Raw genomic sequence first — 20,637 nt, 5'->3', positions numbered from 1 at the left:
TATGAAGGGTATTCGAGCAAGGGCCGGTTTTCACTGCCTGGTGGTTTTTTTGCTGCTGATTTCGCTGGGCGCTCCCGCACTGCAAGCGCAGACGCGTCTGATTGTGCGGGACTCGCTGGGATTGCCCGGTATCAATCTCACCTGCCTTTTGACCGGCTGCCATGTAGTTACCGGACTAGGCGATCCTGACGGGCAGTTGTTCCTGGTGACCCTCCCGGCGATTCTTGATCCCATCACCGGAATCCTCCGCCTGAGCCTTCAGGCTGGGGTGCTTTCAGTTGAAATTGATCAGGTGGTAAACACCCAGCCAGCGTACGCAGATTCCCCGCCTTCCTACCTGAGCGACAAAACGCCGGTTTCGTATTACGGCGCGACCGTGTGGCGCGGTTACGTGACCCAGCCCGGTAATCAGCTTATTCGCACCGACCAGACTCATTCCGTCCTCAATGCTGCAGGCGCAGGTGTGACCGTGGCGGTAATTGATACCGGCGTCGATCCTACACACCCGGTATTGATGCCCGTGCTTGTGAGCGGATACGACTTCACCCGCAACGTCAGCGGCGGCTCGGAAAAAGCCGACGTGAATGCCAGTCCTGACAGCAGCTCGGCGCAAACCGCCGAGGTCAACCAGCGCACTGTGGCGGTGCTGGATCAGAGGACCGTCGCGGTTCTTGATGGCAGCCAATATTCCGCCTTCGGACACGGCACGATGACGGCCGGGGTGGTGCACCTGGTGGCGCCACAGGCAAAAATCATGCCTTTGAAGGCATTCCACGCCGATGGCACCGGTTACGATTCCGACGTCCTGCGGGCGATTTATTACGCGGTCAAGAATGGGGCTGACGTGATCAATATGAGCTTCGACTACACCAGTTATTCCACGGAACTCGCCCGCGCCATTCGTTACGCCAACAGCCAGGGAGTGGTTTCGGTGGCCTCGGCCGGAAACGATGGTCTTCGGACGGTCGTCTATCCCGCCGGGCTGCCGGGAGTAATTGATGTCGCCTCCACCTCCAACTCCGATGTCCAGTCCAGCTTTACCAATTACGGAGCGCCACCGGTGTGGATGGCTGCGCCCGGGGAAGGCATCATGACCACATATCCTTGGGGTACCTATGCGGCAGGATGGGGCACGTCGTTCAGCACGCCCTTTGTTGCCGGCACTGCGGCCGTAATGCTCGGGAACAACGGCGGGGGCTGCAGCAGTTCGAGTGTGCCCTGGGGGCTGGCGCTGGCTCACTACATTGGCGATCCCGATATGGGCTGGGGACGTCTGGACACCTTCCAGGCCGTTACAGCCTGTTACGTCTTGCGGTGAGGAACGCAGAGGGGTTTGCCAGTGGCAGATCACACATCTCACTCGCTGCTGTGGCGGCAGGAGGCGACCATCAATAACTCGGCGATGATCACGACTCCTTTCGCCGATTCACTGGAGCTGCTGCTTCGAGTCAAAGAATTGGAGGAGCAGCAGCTGGCGCTTCGCAATTCGGTGATCTGCGCCTTCAACCAACTGCTGGACTTAAAGGACATCAACACCGGTGTCCACAGCACACGACTGGCAGAGTGGGCACTCCGGGTCGCGCGCAAGATGAACATTCCTGAAGAGCACTTTTATCAGGTCGAGGTTGCCGCCTTGCTGCACGATATCGGCAAGATCGGCGTGCCCGATGCCATCCTGAAAAAAGCAGGACCGTTGACCACAGAGGAGCGCGCGCTCATCAATCGCCATCCCGAGTACAGCTGGTCCATCCTGCGCTTGTTTCCAGGCCTCGAAGACGCCAGCCTGTACGCGCTGCATCACCACGAGAACATGGACGGCACAGGCTACCCGGCAGGTTTGAAGGGAGAGGATATCCCCACCGTCTCACGCATCATTTCTGTCATCGATGCCTACGACGCGATGGTTTCCAACCGTTGTTACCGCAAGGGGCTGCCACATGAAGAGGCGGTCCGCCGGCTGCTGGCGAGCAGCGCAACCCAGTTCGATTCCAACGTGGTGCAGGCTTTTATTCCCATCGCAGAAAATGAAGCCGCCGATGTTTTCGCCGCCGCCGGCACTAGTACCGCCGCCGCACTCTAGTTGAGCCCGCTTGCGGGCGTCCCCCAAGCGTGGGAGAAGCCGAGACCCTCGCTGTTGAGCAAGCCGAGGCGAAACCAGTTGTTTCTGGTGGCGGCGGTTGGACTCGAACCAACGACCTAGGGATTATGAGACCCTCGCTCTAGCCACCTGAGCTACACCGCCAGACTGAAGGGAATCCTTAACGAAAAACCGGAAGGATTGCGCCGCACTGGGCACATCGTAGTGCGTCCACATTGATTCTATGAGTCGCTGCGCAGGAGTGTCAAACCGCAGGCAACGAGCACCAATGCGAAACTCCGCAGGCGCCAACTCAGCAATTCCGGGACCGCCGCCAGCGGCCCTTTTTTGTTCCAAATTTCGCAGGATCATCGGTAATTTTCAGCAACATTTTCCCCGGCATGGCGTCCAAATAAGCAGTGCAGCACATCTAAACGAGAGTGCTGGTACGGATGGATGCTCCCAAGGGTTCAGCCCAGAGGAGAGCAGCCATTGGGATAACCGAACCGTTCTATAATGAGCAGATAGGGCCTTATAATAAGGAAGTAAGTTCCAGCTGGGATTTGCTCCTCTCAAAAGGTGTTCATGTCCAAGAGATTGAAAGCCTGCTTTCTCGTCCTTTCCCTGGCTTTAGTGCTCTTCACAGTTATGGGTGGTTTGCGGGTACGCGCTGCCTCCAATGATGGCGCCTATCGGCAGCTGGGTGTTTACAGCGAAGTCCTCTCGCGCGTGCGCACGGAGTACGTGGAAGAGCCCAATATTCCCCAGGTAACTGACGGGGCCTTGCATGGATTGCTGGAATCACTGGATGCCAATTCCAGCTATCTCAGCCCCGCTGAGTACAAGGAATACAAGAGCCATAAGACTGAAGGAAGGGCTGCCATCGGAGCTACAGTTTCGAAGCGCTTCGGCTATGCGGCGGTGGTTTCCGTTATCCCCGGAGGCCCAGCCGATAAAGCGGGCATTGATTCCGGCGACATCATTGAATCGATCGAGTCAAAGAGCACGCGCGACTTGTCGCTGGCCGAGATCCTTACCATGCTTTCCGGTCCGCAGGGCTCGAATGTGAATGTCTCCATCGTGCGCGCCCGTCGCGCCGAGCCGCTGCGCCTCACCATTGTTCGCGATGTCGAGAAGATTCCTCCCGTATCCGAAAAGACCCTGGACGACGGAATTGGATATCTGAAGGTTGATGCTCTGACCAAAGGCAAAGCTCAGGAACTGGCGTCCAAAATCAAAGACCTCCAGGACCACGGAGCGCGCAAGCTCGTGCTCGATCTTCGTAATTGTGCCGAGGGCGATGAGTCGGAAGGCATTGCGGTTGCCAATCTGTTCCTGAACCATGGAACGATCGCCTATCTGCAGGGACAAAAGTACCCGCGCGAGACTTTCAATGCTGATCCCCAAAAAGACATTACCAGTCTGCCCATAGTAGTTCTGGTGAATCGCGGCACCGCCGGCGCTGCCGAAATCGTGGCCGCTGCGCTGCTGGACAATGCGCGCGCCGATGTGGTGGGCGATAAGACCTTTGGGGCGGGATCCATCCAGAAGGTCATCGATATTCCCGATGGTTCGGCTCTGATTCTTACAGTCGCCAAATATTACAGTCCCAATGGCAAAGCCATTCAGGACACCGCGGTGACCCCCACCGTTATGGTCGCCGACAACAACGACGACTTCATCCTTCCGGACGAAGACGAAAACAATCCCTCCGAACCGGAGAAGAAGCCGCGGACACAGCAGAACGACGATCAGCTCAAACGCGCGATCGAAGTGCTCAACAAACGCGTAAACAAGAGCTAACGTTTGTGCACATCTTGAGCTAATGGCGGGCCGCTTGAGCCCGCCATTTTGCTTTATCGGACCCTCGCTGCTAATCCCGAATGCCGTCATCTGAACGTGCTATTCTGAGCCTCAACGAGAGCTATGGCGACCAAGACACCGGTTGAAGAGCTTGCGGCTCACCAGCCCCGGCGAAAACGGCTTGTCCGGTGGATGATCTTTGGCCTTCTGGTGCTGGCCTCCGCCATGGTCGGCGCACTGGGCGGGCTGCTGCTGGTCTACTCCACCGATCTGCCCGAGATTGGTGAACTGGAGCACTATCGCCCCAGCTCGGTCACGGAACTCTACGATGATCAGGGCAAGGTGATTGGTTCGTTTGCGCTGCAGCGCCGCATCGTGGTCTCCTACGATGATTTCCCCAAGCTCCTGCGCGACGCCATCATCTCCATCGAAGACAAGGATTTCGAAAAGCACTGGGGAATCAATCTGTGGCGCGGCATTGGCGCTGCCTATCGTGACCTGACGTCGGGCACGCGCGCACAAGGCGCTTCGACCTTAACCATGCAGCTGGCTCGAAACTTGTTCTTGTCCCCTGAGCGCACCTTCAACCGCAAGGTGCAGGAGGTATTGCTCTCCATCCAGATTGAACGGCGTTTTACCAAGCCGCAAATCTTCACGCTCTACGCCAATCAGATTTTTCTTGGGCATGGCGTGTATGGATTCGAAGCGGGAGCCCAGTATTACTTCAGTAAGCGGGCGCGAGATCTCACGCTGGAAGAGGCCGCTCTGTTGGCAGGTCTGCCCAAGGCGCCGAATGCATACTCGCCCATCAACAATCCGGACCGCGCCTTGCGCCGGCGCAACCTGGTAATCAACTCCATGCTGGAGGATGGAAAGATCACCGCTTCGGAAGCCGCACGCGCCAAGAACTCTCCTCTGCGGCTGCATCTCCAGGCAGATCCGAATTATCTGGCGCCTTATTTTGTCGAAGAAATCCGCCGTTATCTGGAAAAGAAATACGGCAGTGATGAAGTTCACCAGGGTGGCCTGCGCGTCTATACCTCCCTCAGCTCCGAGCTGCAGGCCACCGCCAATCAGGCAGTGTTGGACGGTTTGGCCGCCTACGAGCGCCGCCATGGCTGGAAAGGCAAGCTGGAAAACGCAATTGCCGAAGGGACCGAGCTGAACAAATTCGATCACCCTGATTGGAGCAAGCCCATTCAGGCCGGATCCTACGTGCACGCGCTGGTGACTTCGATCTCGCCGGCTCGGGCGGAAGTGAAACTGGGAAAATACACCAGCGAGATTACCCCCGCGCTGATCGCCTGGACCCACCACAAGCGAGTTGACGAGATCCTGGCCAACGGCGACGTGGTCTACGTAAGAGTGACGGCTATCTCACCCGACAATAGCGCGCAGGTCACGCTCGAGCAGGATTCCGGAACTCAGGGGGCGTTGTTGGCGATCGATAACGTAAACGGGGACATCAAGGCCATGGTCGGCGGCCGCGACTTCGACCTCTCCAAGTTCAATCGTGCTACCCAGGCGCAGCGGCAGGTTGGATCGTCTTTTAAGCCGTATGTATACACCGCAGCCATCGACGAGGATGGAATGACTCCCGACGACACCGTCGTGGATTCCCCGGTGAGCTTTGACACTCTTTCCGGACCGTGGGTGCCTCACAACTACGACGGGAAGTTCGAAGGCACCATCACCTTGCGCCGGGCATTGGCGCAATCACGCAACATTCCAGCGGTAAAGATCGCCGATCGTGTGGGAATTAAGAACGTGATCGAATACGCGCGGAAATTTGGCGTAACCTCGCCTATTCCTCCGTATCTGCCAGTGGCGCTGGGCTCCGCGGACCTTACCCTGATGGAGCAGACCAGCGCGTTTACGACTTTTCCCGGCGACGGCGTTCGCGTCGTTCCACGATATATCCGGAAAGTTGAGGATTACGGCGCCCATGTTCTGGAGGAGGACTATCCGGAAGTGCACGATGTGGTCAGCTCGCGTACGGCACGCATCATGACTGCAATGTTGCGCGAAGTGGTGCTCCACGGCACCGCCTACTCTGCCAGCAAACTGAATCATCCACTGGCAGGCAAGACCGGCACGACGAACGACTTCACCGACGCCTGGTTTATCGGCTTTTCTCCTTCGATGACCTGCGGCGTTTGGGTGGGTTTCGATGAGAAAAAGTCACTGGGGAATAAGGAAACCGGCGCCCAGGCGGCTCTGCCCATCTGGGTCGATTTCATGAAGGTGGCACTGAAAGGAAAAGATCAGGAGCAGTTTCCCGAACCTCCGGTATTGCCTTCCAAATCTGTGGCCCAGCAACTGGACACTCCCGATTTCCATCCTGGGGACGGGGAGACTCACTAGCCTGCTGGCTGCAATCGTCTATCAGCGGTGAATGCAGAACTCGTCGGCCTCTTTATCTTTCGCGGAATCGTCCGCCTGCAGAGGCAGTGCCGCCTGCTTTTGGAGCCTTCTCCGGAGACGAGCCAGCAATCGCACTAAGAAGGAATACCAGCTCGATTCCAGTGCCGCCGGGGGTCTCCCGGGATGGTGGTTGAAGCCGAAGTTGCTGCACATATCGATCTCCGCATGGAAACGGATGACAACTTATTTTAGCTCGCATCCCTAGAACTTCTTATACGGGAGAAATTTTCCTGACATCGTGATCTTTACGCGATCGCCCTTGGGGTCGGCTTCCTTTTCGACGTGCATGCTGAAATCGATGGCGCTCATGATGCCGTCGCCAAACTTCTCATGGATCACAGCCTTGATGGGCATTCCGTACACCTGCATAATTTCATAGAAGCGATAGATCAGGGGGTCAGTTGGCACCACCGGGCCCAAGCCCTTGCTGGGAAATTCCATAAGAGGCTCAGCGAGTTCGGCTGAAACGCCGAGGGCTAAGCCCAGTTTCTTGGCTTCTTCCTCACTGGCCTTGGCTTGTCCGTACAACAGAGCAGCTACCCATACTTCGTCGTGCCCAATAACTTTGCCGAGTTCGCCGAAACTCAGTCCTTTGGCTTTCTTGGCGGCGAGCAGCTTTTCTGTTGCGGCGCTGATTTCCATCGTCCCCTCCGAGTGAAAGATACCGAGCTCTGCGCCTTGGCGACAGAAGATCGTTTGAACTGCCGGATTGTATTCGGAGCTCGCTGGGCGGCTAAATTAGAAATATTGATGAAGGGAATCAAAGTCCTGAATCGACTAGTGAAGCCTGAACACCACGACGACGATCAATCATCGAGCAGCACGCTGAACGCTGGCACACAACCGGAATTTTCAGACAACCCCGGAGTACGCGACCGACCGAAGCCGCGCGTGAACGTGCTGGAGGTTTCCCGGCTAAAAACTCGGCTTATCAGGAAATCTTGATGTGGCAAGCAGCTTGTCCAAATTGGTCAGGTGAAGCAGTTCCTTCACGCGATCGCTCAGGCTGACCAGCTTCAGCTCGCACCCGTTCCTCTTCGCCGAAACCCATACGCTGACCAGCGCACCGATACCAGAACTGTCCAGATAGCTTACCTTCGACAGGTCTAGAACGATGGTCTTCTTCTCGGGAATCACTTTCTTAACCGTGGCCTGCAGTAGCGGCGAGGTGGATGAGGTAACTCTGCCACTGCAGTGGATAATCGTTTCTGCCTGGGTCTCTTCAGTGTCGAGCTGCAATTCGGGAGTGGGAGCGACCGGATTCACAGCCATAATGGAAGACCTCCTTGAGCGGGAGTGCCGAATAAGCTCACTGTGTGTCCTTGAAGACACGCAGGCTGCGCTGCTGCACGGCTAATGTTCTGGTGTTTCTCGAATCGTGTCAAGAATTCTGCGATTTCACCCTACCTCCACCAGGCCGTAGCGCCTTTGCCAACTGGCCCGCAGGTGCACCAGGGCGCGGCTGACCTCCGACTGAGGCACCTCCGCGCTGCCGCTGAGGACGAACGCCGCTTCGCGTCTCGCGGCCTCCATAAGCTCCCTATCGCGCACCAGGTTGGCGACTCGAAAGCTGGGAATCCCGGATTGCCTGGTTCCGAAGAATTCTCCGGGCCCACGCAGTTGCAGGTCCGTCTCGGCGATCTCGAAGCCATCCTGGGTGCGGACCATGGTAGCCAAACGTTGCTCGCCCTCCTCGGAAATCTTGCTGCCGGTCATCAGTATGCAATAAGACTTGGCAGCGCCGCGCCCTATGCGTCCGCGCAGCTGATGAAGTTGCGAGAGCCCGAAGCGCTCGGCATGCTCGATCACCATCACGGTGGCATTGGGAACGTCCACCCCGACTTCAATCACTGTGGTTGATACCAGGATGTCCAGCTCGCGCCTCTGAAAGCGCCGCATGACGGAATCTTTTTCGTCGGCCTCCATGCGCCCGTGCAGCAGGCCGATTCGCAGATCGGGAAGTATGTGTTTGCGCAGCTCGTCATACATCTGGATCGCGGCTTTCAATTCCCCTTCCATTGCGCCTTCCTCGATCACCGGATAGACCACATACGCCTGGTGACCGGCTGCAACCTGCTTGCGGACGAAGTCGAAGACCTCATCCGAGCGCGTGTCTGCTACGCGGCGGGTAATGGTCGGCGTGCGGCCCGGTGGCAACTCGTCGATGATGCTCACGTCGAGTTCGCCATAAATGGTGAGAGCCAGTGTTCGGGGAATCGGAGTGGCGGTCATGACGAGAACGTCTGGTTCCGGAGTATTCTCGGCGTCATCTCTGCTCTTTTTCATTATTTTCAGGCGCTGCATCACGCCGAATCGGTGCTGCTCGTCCACGATGATCAGCCCCGGGCGGGCGAATTCGACTTTCTCCTCGATCAAGGCGTGTGTCCCGATGACCAGCTGAGCATTGCCCTGGGCGAGGTGGCGGCGGATGTCGCGTTTGCGGTCCTGTTCGAGCGATCCGGTGAGCAGCACGATCCGGTACCCCGCTTTTTCGAGGATGCTGCGGGCAGAAAAGTAATGCTGCGTAGCCAGGATTTCCGTGGGCGCCATCAGTGCGACCTGGTAGCCATTTTCGATGGCAATGATGGCCGCTTGGAACGCAACGATGGTTTTCCCCGATCCTACGTCGCCCTGCAGCAACCGTCGCATCGGGATCGCCTGGCGCATGTCGGCGGCAATTTCTCCCAGGACCTTCTTTTGTGCGGCGGTGGGCTTGAAAGGCAAGATTCGCTTGAGAGCCTCACGGATGGATTCGTCGAGGCGGAACGAGATCCCGGGGCGTTCCCGGAGACTGCGGCGCTTAAGTTCCAGCCCGAGTTGCAGGAAAAAGAGCTCTTCGAAGATGAGGCGGATATGCGCTGCACTGCGCGAAGCCTGCAAATTGCGCAGGGGTTCATCCGGCTCGGGCCAGTGCGCGCGCCAGAACGCCTGCATGCGGGGAATTAGCCCCATGCGCTTACGGACCGGCTCAGGAATAGTTTCAGGCAGCTCAGGATTCACGCTTTCCAGAGCACTGCGAATCACGCGCCGCAAACCCCGCGAGGTCAGCATCCCCTTCCCCATGCCTTCGTAGATGGGCACGATGCGGCCGATCTCTAGGGATTCGGGCAGCGCTTCTTCGTTCTCTTCGGGGTCCTCGCTCAGCACTTCGATCTGCGGCTGCATCAGTTGCAGACGTCCAGGATGCCGCTTGTCTTCCTCCACTTTGCCGTAGAGGGCAAGGACCTGCCCCGGCTTGAAGCGATCTTTGAGATAGGTCGCGTTAAACCACATGCACTTGATAGTGGCGGGAGGCGATTTGCCAAACTCGGGAGGCCGATGATCCCCCAACTCGCCTACCGTCATCTCAAAGATGGGCATGCGCCGGGTGCGAAACAGCGCCGAAGTGCGGACTTCGGCAACCAGGGTTGCCATCTCCCCGGGGCGCAAGTCGGCAATTCGGCGCGGGTTGGAGCGGTCCTCGTAGCGAAACGGCAGGTAATAGAGCAGATCTTCGACAGTGGTGATACCCTTGGCGGCGAGCGCCACCGCACGCGCCGGGCCGACGCCTTTTACGTACTGCACCTGGCTGTCTAACTCCAGCATTGTCTGCGATGTTAGCAGGGTTGCCGGAGCTTTCGCGTGGATGAGGCTCGGAAGCCCGCTGTTCGTAACTGGGAACTGCCCAGAGTTTCTTTCGCCATTCTGTGCAGCCCGGAAGGCGGCTGCGGTGTCAAAGAGAGTGGATGGTTTTCCGTAATTTCTATAAGTCGCTGGCCGCGGTCCTGATCGGGAATGCCATCTATTTCCTCATTCTTATGCCGGTACTCCCGCCTGCCGCCCGCCATGGCGTGTCTCTGGGAGTGCCTCGTATCGACCTCGGCTTGGTCATCGATTTTTGGGTTTGCGTGGTCGTCTACGGAGTGATCGAGCTGATCCTGAAACGCCGCGCGACTCGCTCGGAGTTCCGCAAATAACCATATATGACGCGGACACTCTTGGCCCGGCCTTTCTACCTCTCACCCCCTGCTAAACTTGATTAGTTGCCCGCAAAAAGAAAATCCGTTCATTCGAGCTTGGCCCAGGCGCTCGCAGTGCCGCAGCTAACCGACGAAAAGCTTGATGCAAGCCCGCCAGCCGCGCTCACCCCCGAGGCCAAAGGCCGCGTCTTTCTCATTGACGCCTTTTCGTTCATCTTCCGCGCCTACCACGCCATGGCCCGTGCGCGGGGAATGTCTACCAAGACCGGCATTCCCACCAGCGCCAGCTACGTGTTCATCAATATGCTGCGCAAGCTTCGGGACGACTTCCATCCCGAGTACCTGGCGGCCATCTTCGATCCTGCCGGCCCTACTTTTCGGGACACCCAGGCCGCAACAGTCACCGCGGTCCGCAAGTTTGATCTGAAGACACAGACCTTTCAGGAAATCGAGTACAAGGGCTACAAGGCCAATCGCAAAGAGATGCCCGGCGACCTGGCGCAGCAGATTCCCTACATCCGGCGGGCACTGGAGGCATATCGCATTCCGATACTCGAAGTGGCGGGCTTCGAAGCCGATGACGTCATCGGTACACTGGCATGCCAGGCTGCGGAGCTCTCTTATCCGGTTTATGTCGTGTCCAGCGACAAAGACATGCTGCAGCTGGTCAATGAAAAAGTCCTCGTTCTGAACCCGCCCAAGGACAACCTGATCGCCGACCGCGCCAAGGTAGAGGAAATCCTGGGCGTGCCACCGGAGCGTGTGATAGACGTGATGGCGCTACGCGGAGATTCGATCGACAACATTCCTGGCGCTCCGGGCATTGGTGATAAAGGCTCGGTCGATCTCATCCAGCGCTTTGGCACGGTCGAAGCGGCGCTGGATCGTGCCCAGGAGGTCGAGCGGAAAACATATCGCGAGTCGTTGCTGCAGAATCGCGAGAACATTCTGTGGAGCAAGCAGCTGGCGACGATCGATTGCAACGTACCGATCACGCTCGATCTCGAGCCCATGCGCTCGGCCGATCCCAAAATCGGAGAGCTGAGGGCCCTGTTCACAGAACTGGAGTTTACTTCTCTGCTGAAAGATCTGGTCTCCGGTATCGACCTGAGCCAGACCGACTATCGCGATGCTAAATCGCCGAAGGAAGTTGCGGATGCACTGTCTGCGCTACCTGCCGGTGCTGCGCTGGCAGTGGCATTAGACTTCACGGCGGACGGCGGCGAGACTGGAACGCCGGACGAGTCTTTGACCGAATCCGACGAGGAACAAGCCCCGCTGCTGGTAGCCGCCACAATGGCGGCACCGCCCACGGTTAGGAATATTGCCGTCTCACCAACGTCTGGCAAAGCGTGGGTCATCAACTGGGATGATGCACCCACCGCAGCCAAGTTGAAATCCATTCTCTCAGATCCCGGGATTCCCAAGTCGGTGCACGACTACAAGAGCGCCATGCAGGCCCTGGAGCAGCGCGGGATTGCGCTTGCCGGTGTGCGCGATGAGCCCATGCTCTACTCCTATCTTCTCGATCCAACGTACTCCAGCCATCGCCTGCCGGAAATTGCGCTGCGGAAATTCAATCTTAATCTCTCAGGATCGCTGGCCGAATCAGCTGATGTTACGTATCGCTTTGCCGAATCCTTGCGCAAAGAAATAGAGCAGGCTGGACTGGCTGCGGTCTATCGCGACATCGATCTCCCTCTGCTTCCCGTGCTCGCCGGCATGGAAAAAACCGGAGTCAAGATTGACTGCGATGTGCTGGCGGAGATGTCCAGGCGCCTGGACCGCGAGATCGGTGCGGTCGCGCGAAAGATCTATGACGCGGCTGGCACGGAGTTCAACATCAATTCTCCGCGGAAGCTCGGGGATGTGCTCTTCAATCAGCTCAATCTGCCCAAGCCCGTGAAATATGGCAAGGGCAAGATGATTTCTACGGCGGTGGACGTCCTCGAAGCGTTGGCTCTGCAACACGAAGTGCCGAAGCTGGTGCTCGAATATCGCCAGCTGTCCAAGTTGAAATCCACCTACGTGGATGCCCTGCCTGCGTTGTTGAACCAATGCACTCAGCGGTTGCACACTACGTTCGATCAGACCAACACCGCGACGGGACGCCTGTCTTCCAAAAATCCCAACCTGCAGAACATTCCCATTCGCACCGAACTGGGTCGCGAGATTCGTGCTGCATTCATCGCTGAACCCGGCTGCGTGCTGATGTCGGCGGACTATTCGCAGATCGAGCTTCGCCTGCTGGCTCACTTTTCGGAAGACAAGCTGCTGGTGGATGCCTTCCGCCGCGGCGACGACATTCACACGCTCACCGCAGCGCAGGTGTTCGGCGTCCCTCCGCTGATGGTGAACGCCGAGCACCGCCGGCGCGCCAAGGTCGTGAATTTCGGCATCGTCTACGGATTATCGGCATTCGGTCTCTCACAGCAGCTCAGCATCGAGCCCAAGGAAGCCAAGCAGTTCATTGATGCCTACTTCGAGAAATACTACGGGGTGCGGGCGTTCATCGATCGCACGCTCGATGCAGCGCGGCGCGATCAGAGAGTGCGAACGCTCTTTGGCCGGATCCGTCCCATCCCCGACATCAACAGCAAGAACGCCAACCAGCGCGGCTTCGCCGAACGCACGGCGGTGAACACGCCTCTGCAAGGCACGGCCGCTGACCTCATCAAGCTGGCGATGATCCAGATCGACGCCGAGTTGCGGGAACGGAAGCTGAAATCGCGAATGACGCTGCAGGTCCACGACGAGCTGGTCTTCGAAGTGCCCGAAGACGAGGTGGAGATCATGCGCCGCCTCGTCCGCGAAAAGATGGAGAATGTCCATCCATTGCGAGTGCCGTTACTGGTGGAATTGGGAGTAGGGCCGAACTGGCGGGATTTAGAATGATCCTGCCGTGCCGCCGTTCTCCTACTACTTGTCATGTTGAGCGAGGGCCGGGTTAACCAGCCCCGACCCGAGTCGAAACACCTCGCGGTTCCGCGATAGACAGCGTCGGAAGGGAAATCTCACACTCCGATCGCTTTCTGAATCGCCCCCGCAATGGCTTCCGTGAGCCGCTTCATCTTCTCTTCCGACTCTGCTTCCACCATCACCCGCGCCAGCGCCTCCGTCCCCGAGTAGCGAACGACTACGCGGCCACTACCGTTGAGTTCAGATTCCGCCTGCCGGATCACGGTGCTCACCTCCGAAAGCTGATCCAGCGGCTTCTTTTCGCGCACCCGCACGTTACGGATCACTTGTGGAAACACTCTTAGGTCAGCGACCAACTCGCTTAGCGGCTTGCCGCAAGCAGCCACGGCTCGCATCACCCGCAAAGCTGTCAGTAGGCCATCGCCAGTCGTGGCGTCGCCGTCGCGAAAGATGATGTGGCCGGACTGCTCGCCGCCCAGAGTCGCGCCGGTGCTATGCATCTGCTCGAGGACGTACTTGTCGCCCACGGGAGCGCGCAGCATGCGGATGCCAGAGTGCTTGAGTGCAACCTCCAGGCCCATGTTGGACATCGTGGTCGCCACAATTGCGTTTCCCTTGAGTGTGCCCCGGGATTGCATCTCGCGTCCTGCCAGCAAAAGCACCGCGTCACCATTCACGACTCTTCCTGCGGCATCACAGAATAAGGCACGATCTGCATCGCCGTCGAAGGTAACACCCAGGTCGTACTTGCCATTCGCCGCAGAAACAACTGCGGCCACAACTTCAGGATGCAGCGCTCCGCTGGCTTCGTTGATGTTGCGGCCGTTCGGCGTGTCGTGCAGATAGTCCGCTCGAATTCGGCAAGCTTGAAAAACACGATGCGCTACCGGGGTCGCCGCTCCGTTGGCGCAATCAACGAGCACAGTGAGTCCTGATAAGTCTGCCCCCCTCACCTGCTGGCTGAGCCAATCGACATACTGCGAAAGCAGCTCAGGATGAGTGCCGACCGACTCCGGAGCCTTGGACATCGCCGCGCTGGCCACAGTCGATTCCTGGCTGCGGCCATGCAACAGCTTGAAGATGCTCTCTTCGATCTGCTCTTCAACCTCATCGGACAGCTTGTAGCCGTCGTGCCCGAATACCTTGATGCCATTGTCAGTCCACGGATTGTGCGACGCCGAAATAACGATCCCCGCCTCAAAGGCCTGGCGCGCCAAAAATGCCACCCCGGGGGTAGTGATGATGCCAGCGCTAGTCACCCGCACCCCGGCGGATTCCAGACCTTTGGTGACGACCTCCGCGATCCAGCAACTTGATTCGCGAGTGTCCTGCCCGATTACCGCACGTGGATTTCGATGGCTCCGCGTCAGATGCTGGCCAAGCGCAACCCCAACAGCGAAAACTGTGTTGCAGTCCAGGGGCGGCTCTCCCGCCACACCACGGATTCCGTCGGTTCCAAAAAGCATCCTCATGTGCAGTACGTTCTCCTGAGTCCTAATGTCCCCGCCCGGTTGTCACAGTAACATGTACCGTCGACGGACTAGCCAATCGCACCAGGGGATCGGAAATGTACACGTGAGTAGTGAAAGTTGCTTTCCCCATCAATCCGCTGGCATCGACGGGATCGGTAACAACAGAATCAACTTCAGCAACGTGCTTCTCCGGGCCGACGATGGTAACAGCATCGGGATCCGGCACGACTTGCTCCAGATTGAATCCCGGGGCTGAGCTTCCCACCACTCGTGGTTCGACCCGCACTCTTCGAGTGGCGCGATTATCGAAGCTGACGCGGAATTGGCTGGGAATCACCTGCACAACCTGCATATCTCGGGGTACGCGAACCCGCGAGGTGCTGAGATCGTAAGTGCGTTCGCCGGGCTTTGCTCCCACCAAATCGATTACCGCGTGCACCTCGGCGGGACGCAAGGAGTGTATCCGGCTGGAGGGCCCACTTACCCGCACCTGCAGCTGGGGCAGTGCATCAGTGCTGATCTCGAGGTTCGTTGGAGCATTCTGGTATTCAATAGGAACGCTGAGCGTGACTTCCTCCATCGGCTCACGGGCGATGGCCATCCACAACAGCGTTGCCGCCACAAGGGAGATCAGCTTCAGTCCGATGTTGTGCAGCACATAACGATGGATAAATTCCACCATGCTCAGACTCCATGGGTGCCTTCGCCTGCCGAGCCGGCACGGCTTTGGGAAGAATCGCGGCTCTCCTCGGTAGGTTCTTCTGGTTCCGGCCTCCCCAAAGGAGCCGGAAGGGCCATGGGCGGAACGTAGCGGCGGAGAAGTTCTCCCAGCCGCTCGCGCAGATATTCTACGGTGAGATCGCGCTCGACATTGCCAGCTACCGCGAGGCTTATCGCGCCGGTTTCTTCGGAAACGATCACCGCCACCGCATCTGTTTCCTCGGTAATTCCAATTCCTGCGCGATGACGAGTGCCCAGCTGAGTAGAAAGCACCGGATTCATCGAGAGCGGCAAAAAGCACGCCGCAGCCGCGATACGGTCCTTCTGCACGATGACCGCGCCGTCGTGCAAGGGTGCGCTGGGACGGAAAATCGTCGCCAGCAGATCATAGGAGAGCTTGGCGTCGAGTGGAACTCCGCTCTCAATGTAAGTACGCAGGCCGATTTCACGCTCGATCACCACCAAGGCCCCCGTCTGGCTCTGGGAGAACAGGTTGGCGGCGAGCACTATGTCATCGTAGGCCTCGGCCATGCCATGATTGCTACGGGAGAAAGTCAGCTTGCGCCCGATCTTCGCCAAGGCGTGCCGAATTTCGTTCTGGAATACAACGATGAGCGCAAAGATGGCGTAGGGCAGCAGATTGCCCATCAGGAAATTCACCGCCCGCAGCTCGGCAACGTGAGCCACGTAGAACGCCAGCGCCACGAATCCCACTCCGACAAGCACTGGTACGGCGCGTGTGCCCTTGATCAGCGCGAGGAATTCGTAAATGAGCACTGTAACCAGCAGGATGTCGATCACCGAAGTGAGAGACATGTGCGGTAAGTGCCCAAAAATGTGCGGCATCCGGCATCCTTTCCCAATGTGATCCGGAGGGAGTGAGATTTACATTCCTATTTTAAATCAGCGAGTTAGGTTCCAAGGGTGCGTGCCCGGGCACTCCCGATAAGAAAAAACTGTGGCCCTTGCCGGGTTAGGGTTTGCGATCACGGACCACCGCGCCGATTTTCCCTTTCGCGACCTGAGCGGTAATTTCTTCGCCTGCTCTTACCTGTTCTGCGTCTTTCACTAGTTCGCCGGCAGCATTGAACACGAGCGCGTATCCGCGCTCCAGAATGTTCGTAGGGGAGAGCGCCTGGAGTTGAGCGCTCAGTTGTTCCAGCCTGGCCCGCTTGCGTTGCAATTGCGAACGGGTGGCGCCGGAGAGCGCGCCCAGCCGGCTCGCCAGTTCGCGGGAGATGTATAGCAGTCTGCGCCCCAGATCGTGATGCCGCAGCCTGGCGGCCGCGACATCAAGCCGTCGATGATTCTTCCGCAGATGGTTTGCCTGTACGGTGGTCAGGCGGAAAGCGAGCTCGTCAAGGCGCTGTTGACGGCGTCGAATTGCATCCACCATCCCGCGGAAGGCGCCGTGCTGCGCCAATTCCGTAAGCCGCTGGCGCATCTGCAAGACTCGATACCGAGCCGCGCGACCCAGCCGCTGGCGCAGGTTTAATACTCGATTCTCAATCTCATGTTTCGATTGCACCACCAATTCCGCAGCCGCGGATGGGGTTGGAGCCCGCAGATCAGCGGCAAAATCAAGGATCGTGAAATCCGTCTCGTGCCCGATCGCCGAGATTACGGGAAGAGTCGATGCCGCCGCCACGCGCGCCAGACCTTCGTGATTGAAAGCCGCAAGGTCCTCCAGCGATCCGCCACCACGGGCAACCAGGATGACGTCCACGTTGCGGGTGCGGTTGAAGTAACGAATTCCTGCGCTGATTTCTGAGGGCGCCGCCTCCCCCTGAACCTGCGCCGGGTAAATCAACACGGAAACCGATTCGTGACGGCGGCGGAGAACATTCAGGATGTCCTGGATAGCCGCTCCTCGCGGCGAGGTAACAATTCCAATACGTCGGGGCAGGGCTGGAATCGGCTTCTTTCGGGATGCCTCAAACAGTCCTTCGGCCGCCAGCTTGGCCTTCAATTGCTCGAAGGCGACCTGCAGCGCGCCCGCTCCTTTCGGTTCCAGATACTCGGCAGTCAACTGCATCTCGCCGCGGGCTTCGTAGACGGTAATTCGTCCTCGCGCGATTACTTGCAGCCCATTTTCCGGACGGAAGCGAAGCAGTCGTGCCTGGGAGCGGAAGATCACCGCCCGCAATTGCGAGTTGTCATCCTTAAGCGTGAAGTAGATGTGTCCGGACTCGGCTGGACGGAAATTGGAAATCTCTCCTTCCACCCAGACGTCGGTGTACTCACGCTCCAGTTGCGTGCGGACGGCCGACATCAGTTCGGCTACGGTCCACACCCGACGCGCGGTTTGGAAGGTGAAGCCTAACTGGTCGCCCAGGGACATTGCGCCCAGTTTACATTCACGCAGGGCGCTAAGACCAAGCCGGGGTAATGTGGACACGGTGGGCAGGCGCTGAAACTTCGGCTTACTTGCTGATACGGCTGATCAGGTAAAACAGCAATGAGAGCACAATGCTTACAAGGATCGAGCTGGTTAGTGGAAAGTAAAAGACGGTGTGCTTGCCCCGATAAGAGATGTCGCCCGGAAGGCGGCCGAGCGGAAGATTCCAGCGGCCAGCTACCACGAATAGCAGTCCCAGCAGGATCAGCAACCCGCCTGCAAGGATCAGAAGCTTGCCTAAACCACCCATACCGCAATTTTATCGCCTCCCGGTGGGCTGGCGTGCCGCAAGCGCGATCACCCTCGCCCACCCGCTTTTCGCCTGCGTTAAGATGAACCAGGCACATGTCTGAATTGCCACAGCCTCTTTCCCACACTAGCTCCCGCGTTCTCGAATTTGACGTGCTGCGCGATGTGCTGCGCGGTCATGCCTGGTCTTCATTGGGCAAGGGTCGGGTGGATTCCCTATTTCCCACCCACGATCGTGGCTGGATCCAGAATCAGCAGCAAATGGCTGCCGAGATCCGGCAACTTCTGCGCGCCGGCGGCAGCTTTGATTTTTGCGACCTGCGGGATCCCAAGCAACTGCTGGAGCAAGCTACGATCGAGGGCGCTGCGCTGGAGCCCAGCCAGATCCGCGAGATCCTGCTGGTTGCCGACCGGGCGGACGAGTGGAGCGCAATTATCGCGAATCCGCCCTCGAAGTTGCGCCCCAATGAGTCAGGTTTAGAAAAACCGTGGCCTGCGATTGCGCAGCTCTCATCCGGCCTCGTCGATTTCACTGAACTCCTTCGGGCGTTTCGCCACAAAATTCTCCCCGACGGTACCCTCGATGATCACGCCTCGCCGGCGCTGGCGCAGATCCGTCGGGACATCGACAAGCAGCGGCGGTTGATCTCGCAGTCCCTGCAAAGTTATCTCCGGCGGTTGTCGGAAGAGGGAGCGGTACAGGAAGACTTGATCACCATTCGCGGCGAGCGCTTCGTCATTCCCGTGAAAATCGAGCAGAAGAAGCGCGTGCAGGGCGTGGTGCACGGGATGAGCTCCAGCGGCCAGACGGTGTTCATCGAGCCTCTGGAAACCATCGAGCAAAACAACGAATTGGTTCGGCTGCTCGAAGAAGAGCAGACAGAGATTCACCGCATCTTGCTGGAGATGACTCGCCGCCTGGGGGAGCAGGCTCCTGCGATCGCCCTGGCGACTGAGATTCTCGCTGAAGTTGAGCTACAGTTCGCTAAAGCACGCTTTGCGGAGGAGTACAACTGCACGACTGTGACTTTGGGCGAGAACGCGTTGTTCCTGCACAATGCCCGCCATCCACTCCTGGAACGCAACCTGAAGGCCAAGCACGGTTCGGTGGTTCCGATCAGCGTGGAACTCTCCGGCGAAGCTCGCCAACTGGTAATCACCGGTCCTAATACGGGCGGTAAGACCGTCTCGCTGAAGACCATTGGCCTGCTCGCGCTGATGGCGCAGTCGGGAGTGCCGGTGCCCGCCGAAAAAGCAGAACTGCCGGTTTTTGACAACGTACTGGCCGATATCGGCGATTACCAGTCGATCGAGCAGAACCTTTCAACTTTTTCTGCTCACGTCACCAACATTGATTCCATTTCCCGCACGGCTACCCCGGATTCGCTGGTGCTGCTGGATGAATTGGGTTCGGCTACCGACCCCGAGGAAGGTGCGGCGCTCGCGGTGGCGATCGCCGATCACTTTCGCCGCCTGGGAGCAATCAGCATCATTTCGACCCACCACACTTCCCTGAAAGTCTATGGCGCGAATACCGCGGGCGTGCTCAACGCGGCAGTTGGCTTCGACGAGCGGACTCTGCAACCTACTTATGAGTTGCGCATGGGAGTTCCTGGGGCTTCAGCAGGAATCAATATCGCCGGAAGACTGGGATTGAACTCGGCGATCGTTGAAGCAGCTCGCGCTCGGCTGGGCACCCAAACACAGGACGTCGCTCGTTTTCTGGATAAGCTGCACGCTGAGTTACGCCAAGCAGAAGGAGAGCGGACTCGACTCCATGCTCGCGAGCAGGAATTGGAGCGCGAAAAGCAGCGGCTTGCCGCTGAAGGCCTGAAAGAGCAAAAGGCGAAGCTGCGTGAAATGGAGAAGAAGCTTGAGAATGTAATGCAGGATTTCGAGTACCGCGTGCGCGAAACGGTCAACGCGGTGCAGGACCGGGCCATGTCGATGAAGCTCTCCAAAGACGCGGAGCGCCGCATTGCCAAAATGCGCCGCGAGCTGCGCGAGCAGTTCGATCAGACGGTGGTAGCACATACTTCCGGTGCCGACGTGGGCGATCCAAATGCGCGCCCACAACTCGTGCAGCATGTCTCGGAAGGCGACACCGTGCAATTGCGCTCTCTCGGACGAAACGCAGTGGTGAGGCGGAAGCTGGACGGTGACATGTTCGAGGTGGAAGCGGGAATCATGAAGATGAAGATCCCACGCGCCGATATTGCTGCTGTGGTTGCCCGAGCCTCGGACAGTCCAGTGAAAGTGGCGCGCGCGCATGGTGTCAATGTTCAACTTGATCGAGACGAGAGCGTGCCTGCGGAGATCAATGTGATCGGGCAGACAGTGGACGATGCCACCCGCGAAGTGGAGAAGTTCGTAGATCGAGCGTTCTTGGCAGGTATGCCGCGGGTACGCATCGTGCACGGCAGCGGCATGGGCATTCTGCGCAAGGCTTTGCGCCAGTATCTGCAGTCGCATCCGCACGTGGCGTCTGTCAGCGAACCGCCGCAGAATGAGGGCGGAGGCGGGGCCACGGTGGTGGATTTGAGGCTCTGAGCTGCACTTAAGAAATAGCGCAACCACCCGACTACCCGGCCCATCCATTGTTCTAATTTGTGTAGG

General features: G+C 58.4%; 15 protein-coding genes and 1 tRNA gene. 7 read left to right on the top strand and 9 right to left on the bottom strand.

The features are described from left to right. Position 1 precedes the first annotated feature (1 nt). Both VEG30_07300 and VEG30_07295 read left to right on the top strand, forming a co-directional pair. On the top strand, positions 2–1,318 hold the full coding sequence (locus tag VEG30_07300; protein HXZ79718.1) for a S8 family serine peptidase: 1,317 nt from the start codon (positions 2–4) through the stop codon (positions 1,316–1,318). 21 nt (positions 1,319–1,339) lie between these two features. After that, positions 1,340–2,080, top strand: coding sequence for an HD-GYP domain-containing protein (locus VEG30_07295; GenBank protein HXZ79717.1), 741 nt, complete (start codon positions 1,340–1,342; stop codon positions 2,078–2,080). A gap of 85 nt (positions 2,081–2,165) precedes the next feature. Here the strand turns inward: VEG30_07295 and VEG30_07290 are convergent. Further along, positions 2,166–2,242, bottom strand: a tRNA-Met gene (locus VEG30_07290). A gap of 420 nt (positions 2,243–2,662) precedes the next feature. Here VEG30_07290 and VEG30_07285 point away from each other — a divergent pair. Together VEG30_07285 and VEG30_07280 are read left to right on the top strand one after the other, a co-directional pair. After that, positions 2,663–3,880: a S41 family peptidase gene (locus VEG30_07285; protein ID HXZ79716.1), complete on the top strand. Its 1,218-nt coding sequence runs from the start codon at positions 2,663–2,665 to the stop codon at positions 3,878–3,880. A gap of 123 nt (positions 3,881–4,003) precedes the next feature. After that, positions 4,004–6,244, top strand: a complete 2,241-nt coding sequence (locus tag VEG30_07280; GenBank protein HXZ79715.1) for a PBP1A family penicillin-binding protein — start codon at positions 4,004–4,006, stop codon at positions 6,242–6,244. 261 nt (positions 6,245–6,505) lie between these two features. On the opposite strand, the gene cynS is transcribed toward VEG30_07280, so the two are convergent. The 3 genes from cynS to recG all read right to left on the bottom strand — a co-directional run bounded on the left by cynS (position 6,506) and on the right by recG (position 9,889). Continuing rightward, entirely contained in the window at positions 6,506–6,946 is a 441-nt protein-coding gene (cynS, locus tag VEG30_07275) for a cyanase (GenBank protein ID HXZ79714.1), read from the bottom strand. A gap of 273 nt (positions 6,947–7,219) precedes the next feature. Then, positions 7,220–7,576, bottom strand: a complete 357-nt coding sequence (locus VEG30_07270) for an STAS domain-containing protein (GenBank protein HXZ79713.1) — start codon at positions 7,574–7,576, stop codon at positions 7,220–7,222. A 126-nt stretch (positions 7,577–7,702) separates the two neighbouring features. Next, positions 7,703–9,889: an ATP-dependent DNA helicase RecG gene (gene recG / locus VEG30_07265; protein ID HXZ79712.1), complete on the bottom strand. Its 2,187-nt coding sequence runs from the start codon at positions 9,887–9,889 to the stop codon at positions 7,703–7,705. A gap of 140 nt (positions 9,890–10,029) precedes the next feature. On the opposite strand from recG, the gene VEG30_07260 reads away from it, so the two are divergent. Continuing rightward, positions 10,030–10,260, top strand: coding sequence for a hypothetical protein (locus VEG30_07260; GenBank protein HXZ79711.1), 231 nt, complete (start codon positions 10,030–10,032; stop codon positions 10,258–10,260). Between the two features lie 117 nt (positions 10,261–10,377). Next, positions 10,378–13,158: a DNA polymerase I gene (polA, locus tag VEG30_07255; protein HXZ79710.1), complete on the top strand. Its 2,781-nt coding sequence runs from the start codon at positions 10,378–10,380 to the stop codon at positions 13,156–13,158. Positions 13,159–13,277: 119 nt separating this feature from the next. Here the strand turns inward: polA and glmM are convergent, their stop codons facing one another. From glmM to VEG30_07230, 5 genes are all read right to left on the bottom strand, one after another. Further along, positions 13,278–14,654 carry a phosphoglucosamine mutase gene (gene glmM / locus VEG30_07250; protein HXZ79709.1) on the bottom strand — a complete coding sequence of 459 codons (1,377 nt, stop codon included), beginning with the start codon at positions 14,652–14,654 and terminating at the stop codon, positions 13,278–13,280. A 22-nt stretch (positions 14,655–14,676) separates the two neighbouring features. Further along, a complete protein-coding gene (locus VEG30_07245; GenBank protein HXZ79708.1) occupies positions 14,677–15,336 on the bottom strand; it encodes a CdaR family protein in 660 nt (219 codons plus the stop codon). A gap of 2 nt (positions 15,337–15,338) precedes the next feature. Then, the gene (cdaA, locus tag VEG30_07240; GenBank protein ID HXZ79707.1) at positions 15,339–16,220 is read right to left on the bottom strand and encodes a diadenylate cyclase CdaA; all 882 of its coding nucleotides are present in this window, start codon (positions 16,218–16,220) and stop codon (positions 15,339–15,341) included. A 127-nt stretch (positions 16,221–16,347) separates the two neighbouring features. Further along, positions 16,348–17,715, bottom strand: coding sequence for an exodeoxyribonuclease VII large subunit (gene xseA, locus VEG30_07235; protein HXZ79706.1), 1,368 nt, complete (start codon positions 17,713–17,715; stop codon positions 16,348–16,350). An 82-nt stretch (positions 17,716–17,797) separates the two neighbouring features. Continuing rightward, positions 17,798–18,022, bottom strand: coding sequence for a DUF2905 domain-containing protein (locus VEG30_07230; protein HXZ79705.1), 225 nt, complete (start codon positions 18,020–18,022; stop codon positions 17,798–17,800). 95 nt (positions 18,023–18,117) lie between these two features. On the opposite strand from VEG30_07230, the gene VEG30_07225 reads away from it, so the two are divergent. Next, positions 18,118–20,571, top strand: coding sequence for an endonuclease MutS2 (locus VEG30_07225; protein HXZ79704.1), 2,454 nt, complete (start codon positions 18,118–18,120; stop codon positions 20,569–20,571). Positions 20,572–20,637: the final 66 nt, after the last annotated feature.

Source organism: Terriglobales bacterium, assembly GCA_035624455.1.
Classification (GTDB): Bacteria; Acidobacteriota; Terriglobia; order Terriglobales; family Acidobacteriaceae; genus DASPRM01.
The sequence above is the reverse complement of the archived record's forward strand: the minus strand, read 5'-3'. Positions and strand labels throughout refer to the sequence as shown.

What these genes read in the sequence shown, in the direction of transcription:
- VEG30_07300 (HXZ79718.1), top strand. Translation starts at nt 2, where the DNA reads ATGAAGGGTATTCGAGCAAGGGCCGGTTTTCACTGCCTGGTGGTTTTT.
- VEG30_07285 (HXZ79716.1), top strand. Translation starts at nt 2,663, where the DNA reads ATGTCCAAGAGATTGAAAGCCTGCTTTCTCGTCCTTTCCCTGGCTTTA.
- VEG30_07280 (HXZ79715.1), top strand. Translation starts at nt 4,004, where the DNA reads ATGGCGACCAAGACACCGGTTGAAGAGCTTGCGGCTCACCAGCCCCGG.
- cynS (HXZ79714.1), bottom strand. Translation starts at nt 6,946, where the DNA reads ATGGAAATCAGCGCCGCAACAGAAAAGCTGCTCGCCGCCAAGAAAGCC.
- VEG30_07270 (HXZ79713.1), bottom strand. Translation starts at nt 7,576, where the DNA reads ATGGCTGTGAATCCGGTCGCTCCCACTCCCGAATTGCAGCTCGACACT.
- recG (HXZ79712.1), bottom strand. Translation starts at nt 9,889, where the DNA reads ATGCTGGAGTTAGACAGCCAGGTGCAGTACGTAAAAGGCGTCGGCCCG.
- VEG30_07260 (HXZ79711.1), top strand. Translation starts at nt 10,030, where the DNA reads ATGGTTTTCCGTAATTTCTATAAGTCGCTGGCCGCGGTCCTGATCGGG.
- glmM (HXZ79709.1), bottom strand. Translation starts at nt 14,654, where the DNA reads ATGAGGATGCTTTTTGGAACCGACGGAATCCGTGGTGTGGCGGGAGAG.
- VEG30_07245 (HXZ79708.1), bottom strand. Translation starts at nt 15,336, where the DNA reads ATGGTGGAATTTATCCATCGTTATGTGCTGCACAACATCGGACTGAAG.
- cdaA (HXZ79707.1), bottom strand. Translation starts at nt 16,220, where the DNA reads ATGCCGCACATTTTTGGGCACTTACCGCACATGTCTCTCACTTCGGTG.
- xseA (HXZ79706.1), bottom strand. Translation starts at nt 17,715, where the DNA reads ATGTCCCTGGGCGACCAGTTAGGCTTCACCTTCCAAACCGCGCGTCGG.
- VEG30_07230 (HXZ79705.1), bottom strand. Translation starts at nt 18,022, where the DNA reads ATGGGTGGTTTAGGCAAGCTTCTGATCCTTGCAGGCGGGTTGCTGATC.
- VEG30_07225 (HXZ79704.1), top strand. Translation starts at nt 18,118, where the DNA reads ATGTCTGAATTGCCACAGCCTCTTTCCCACACTAGCTCCCGCGTTCTC.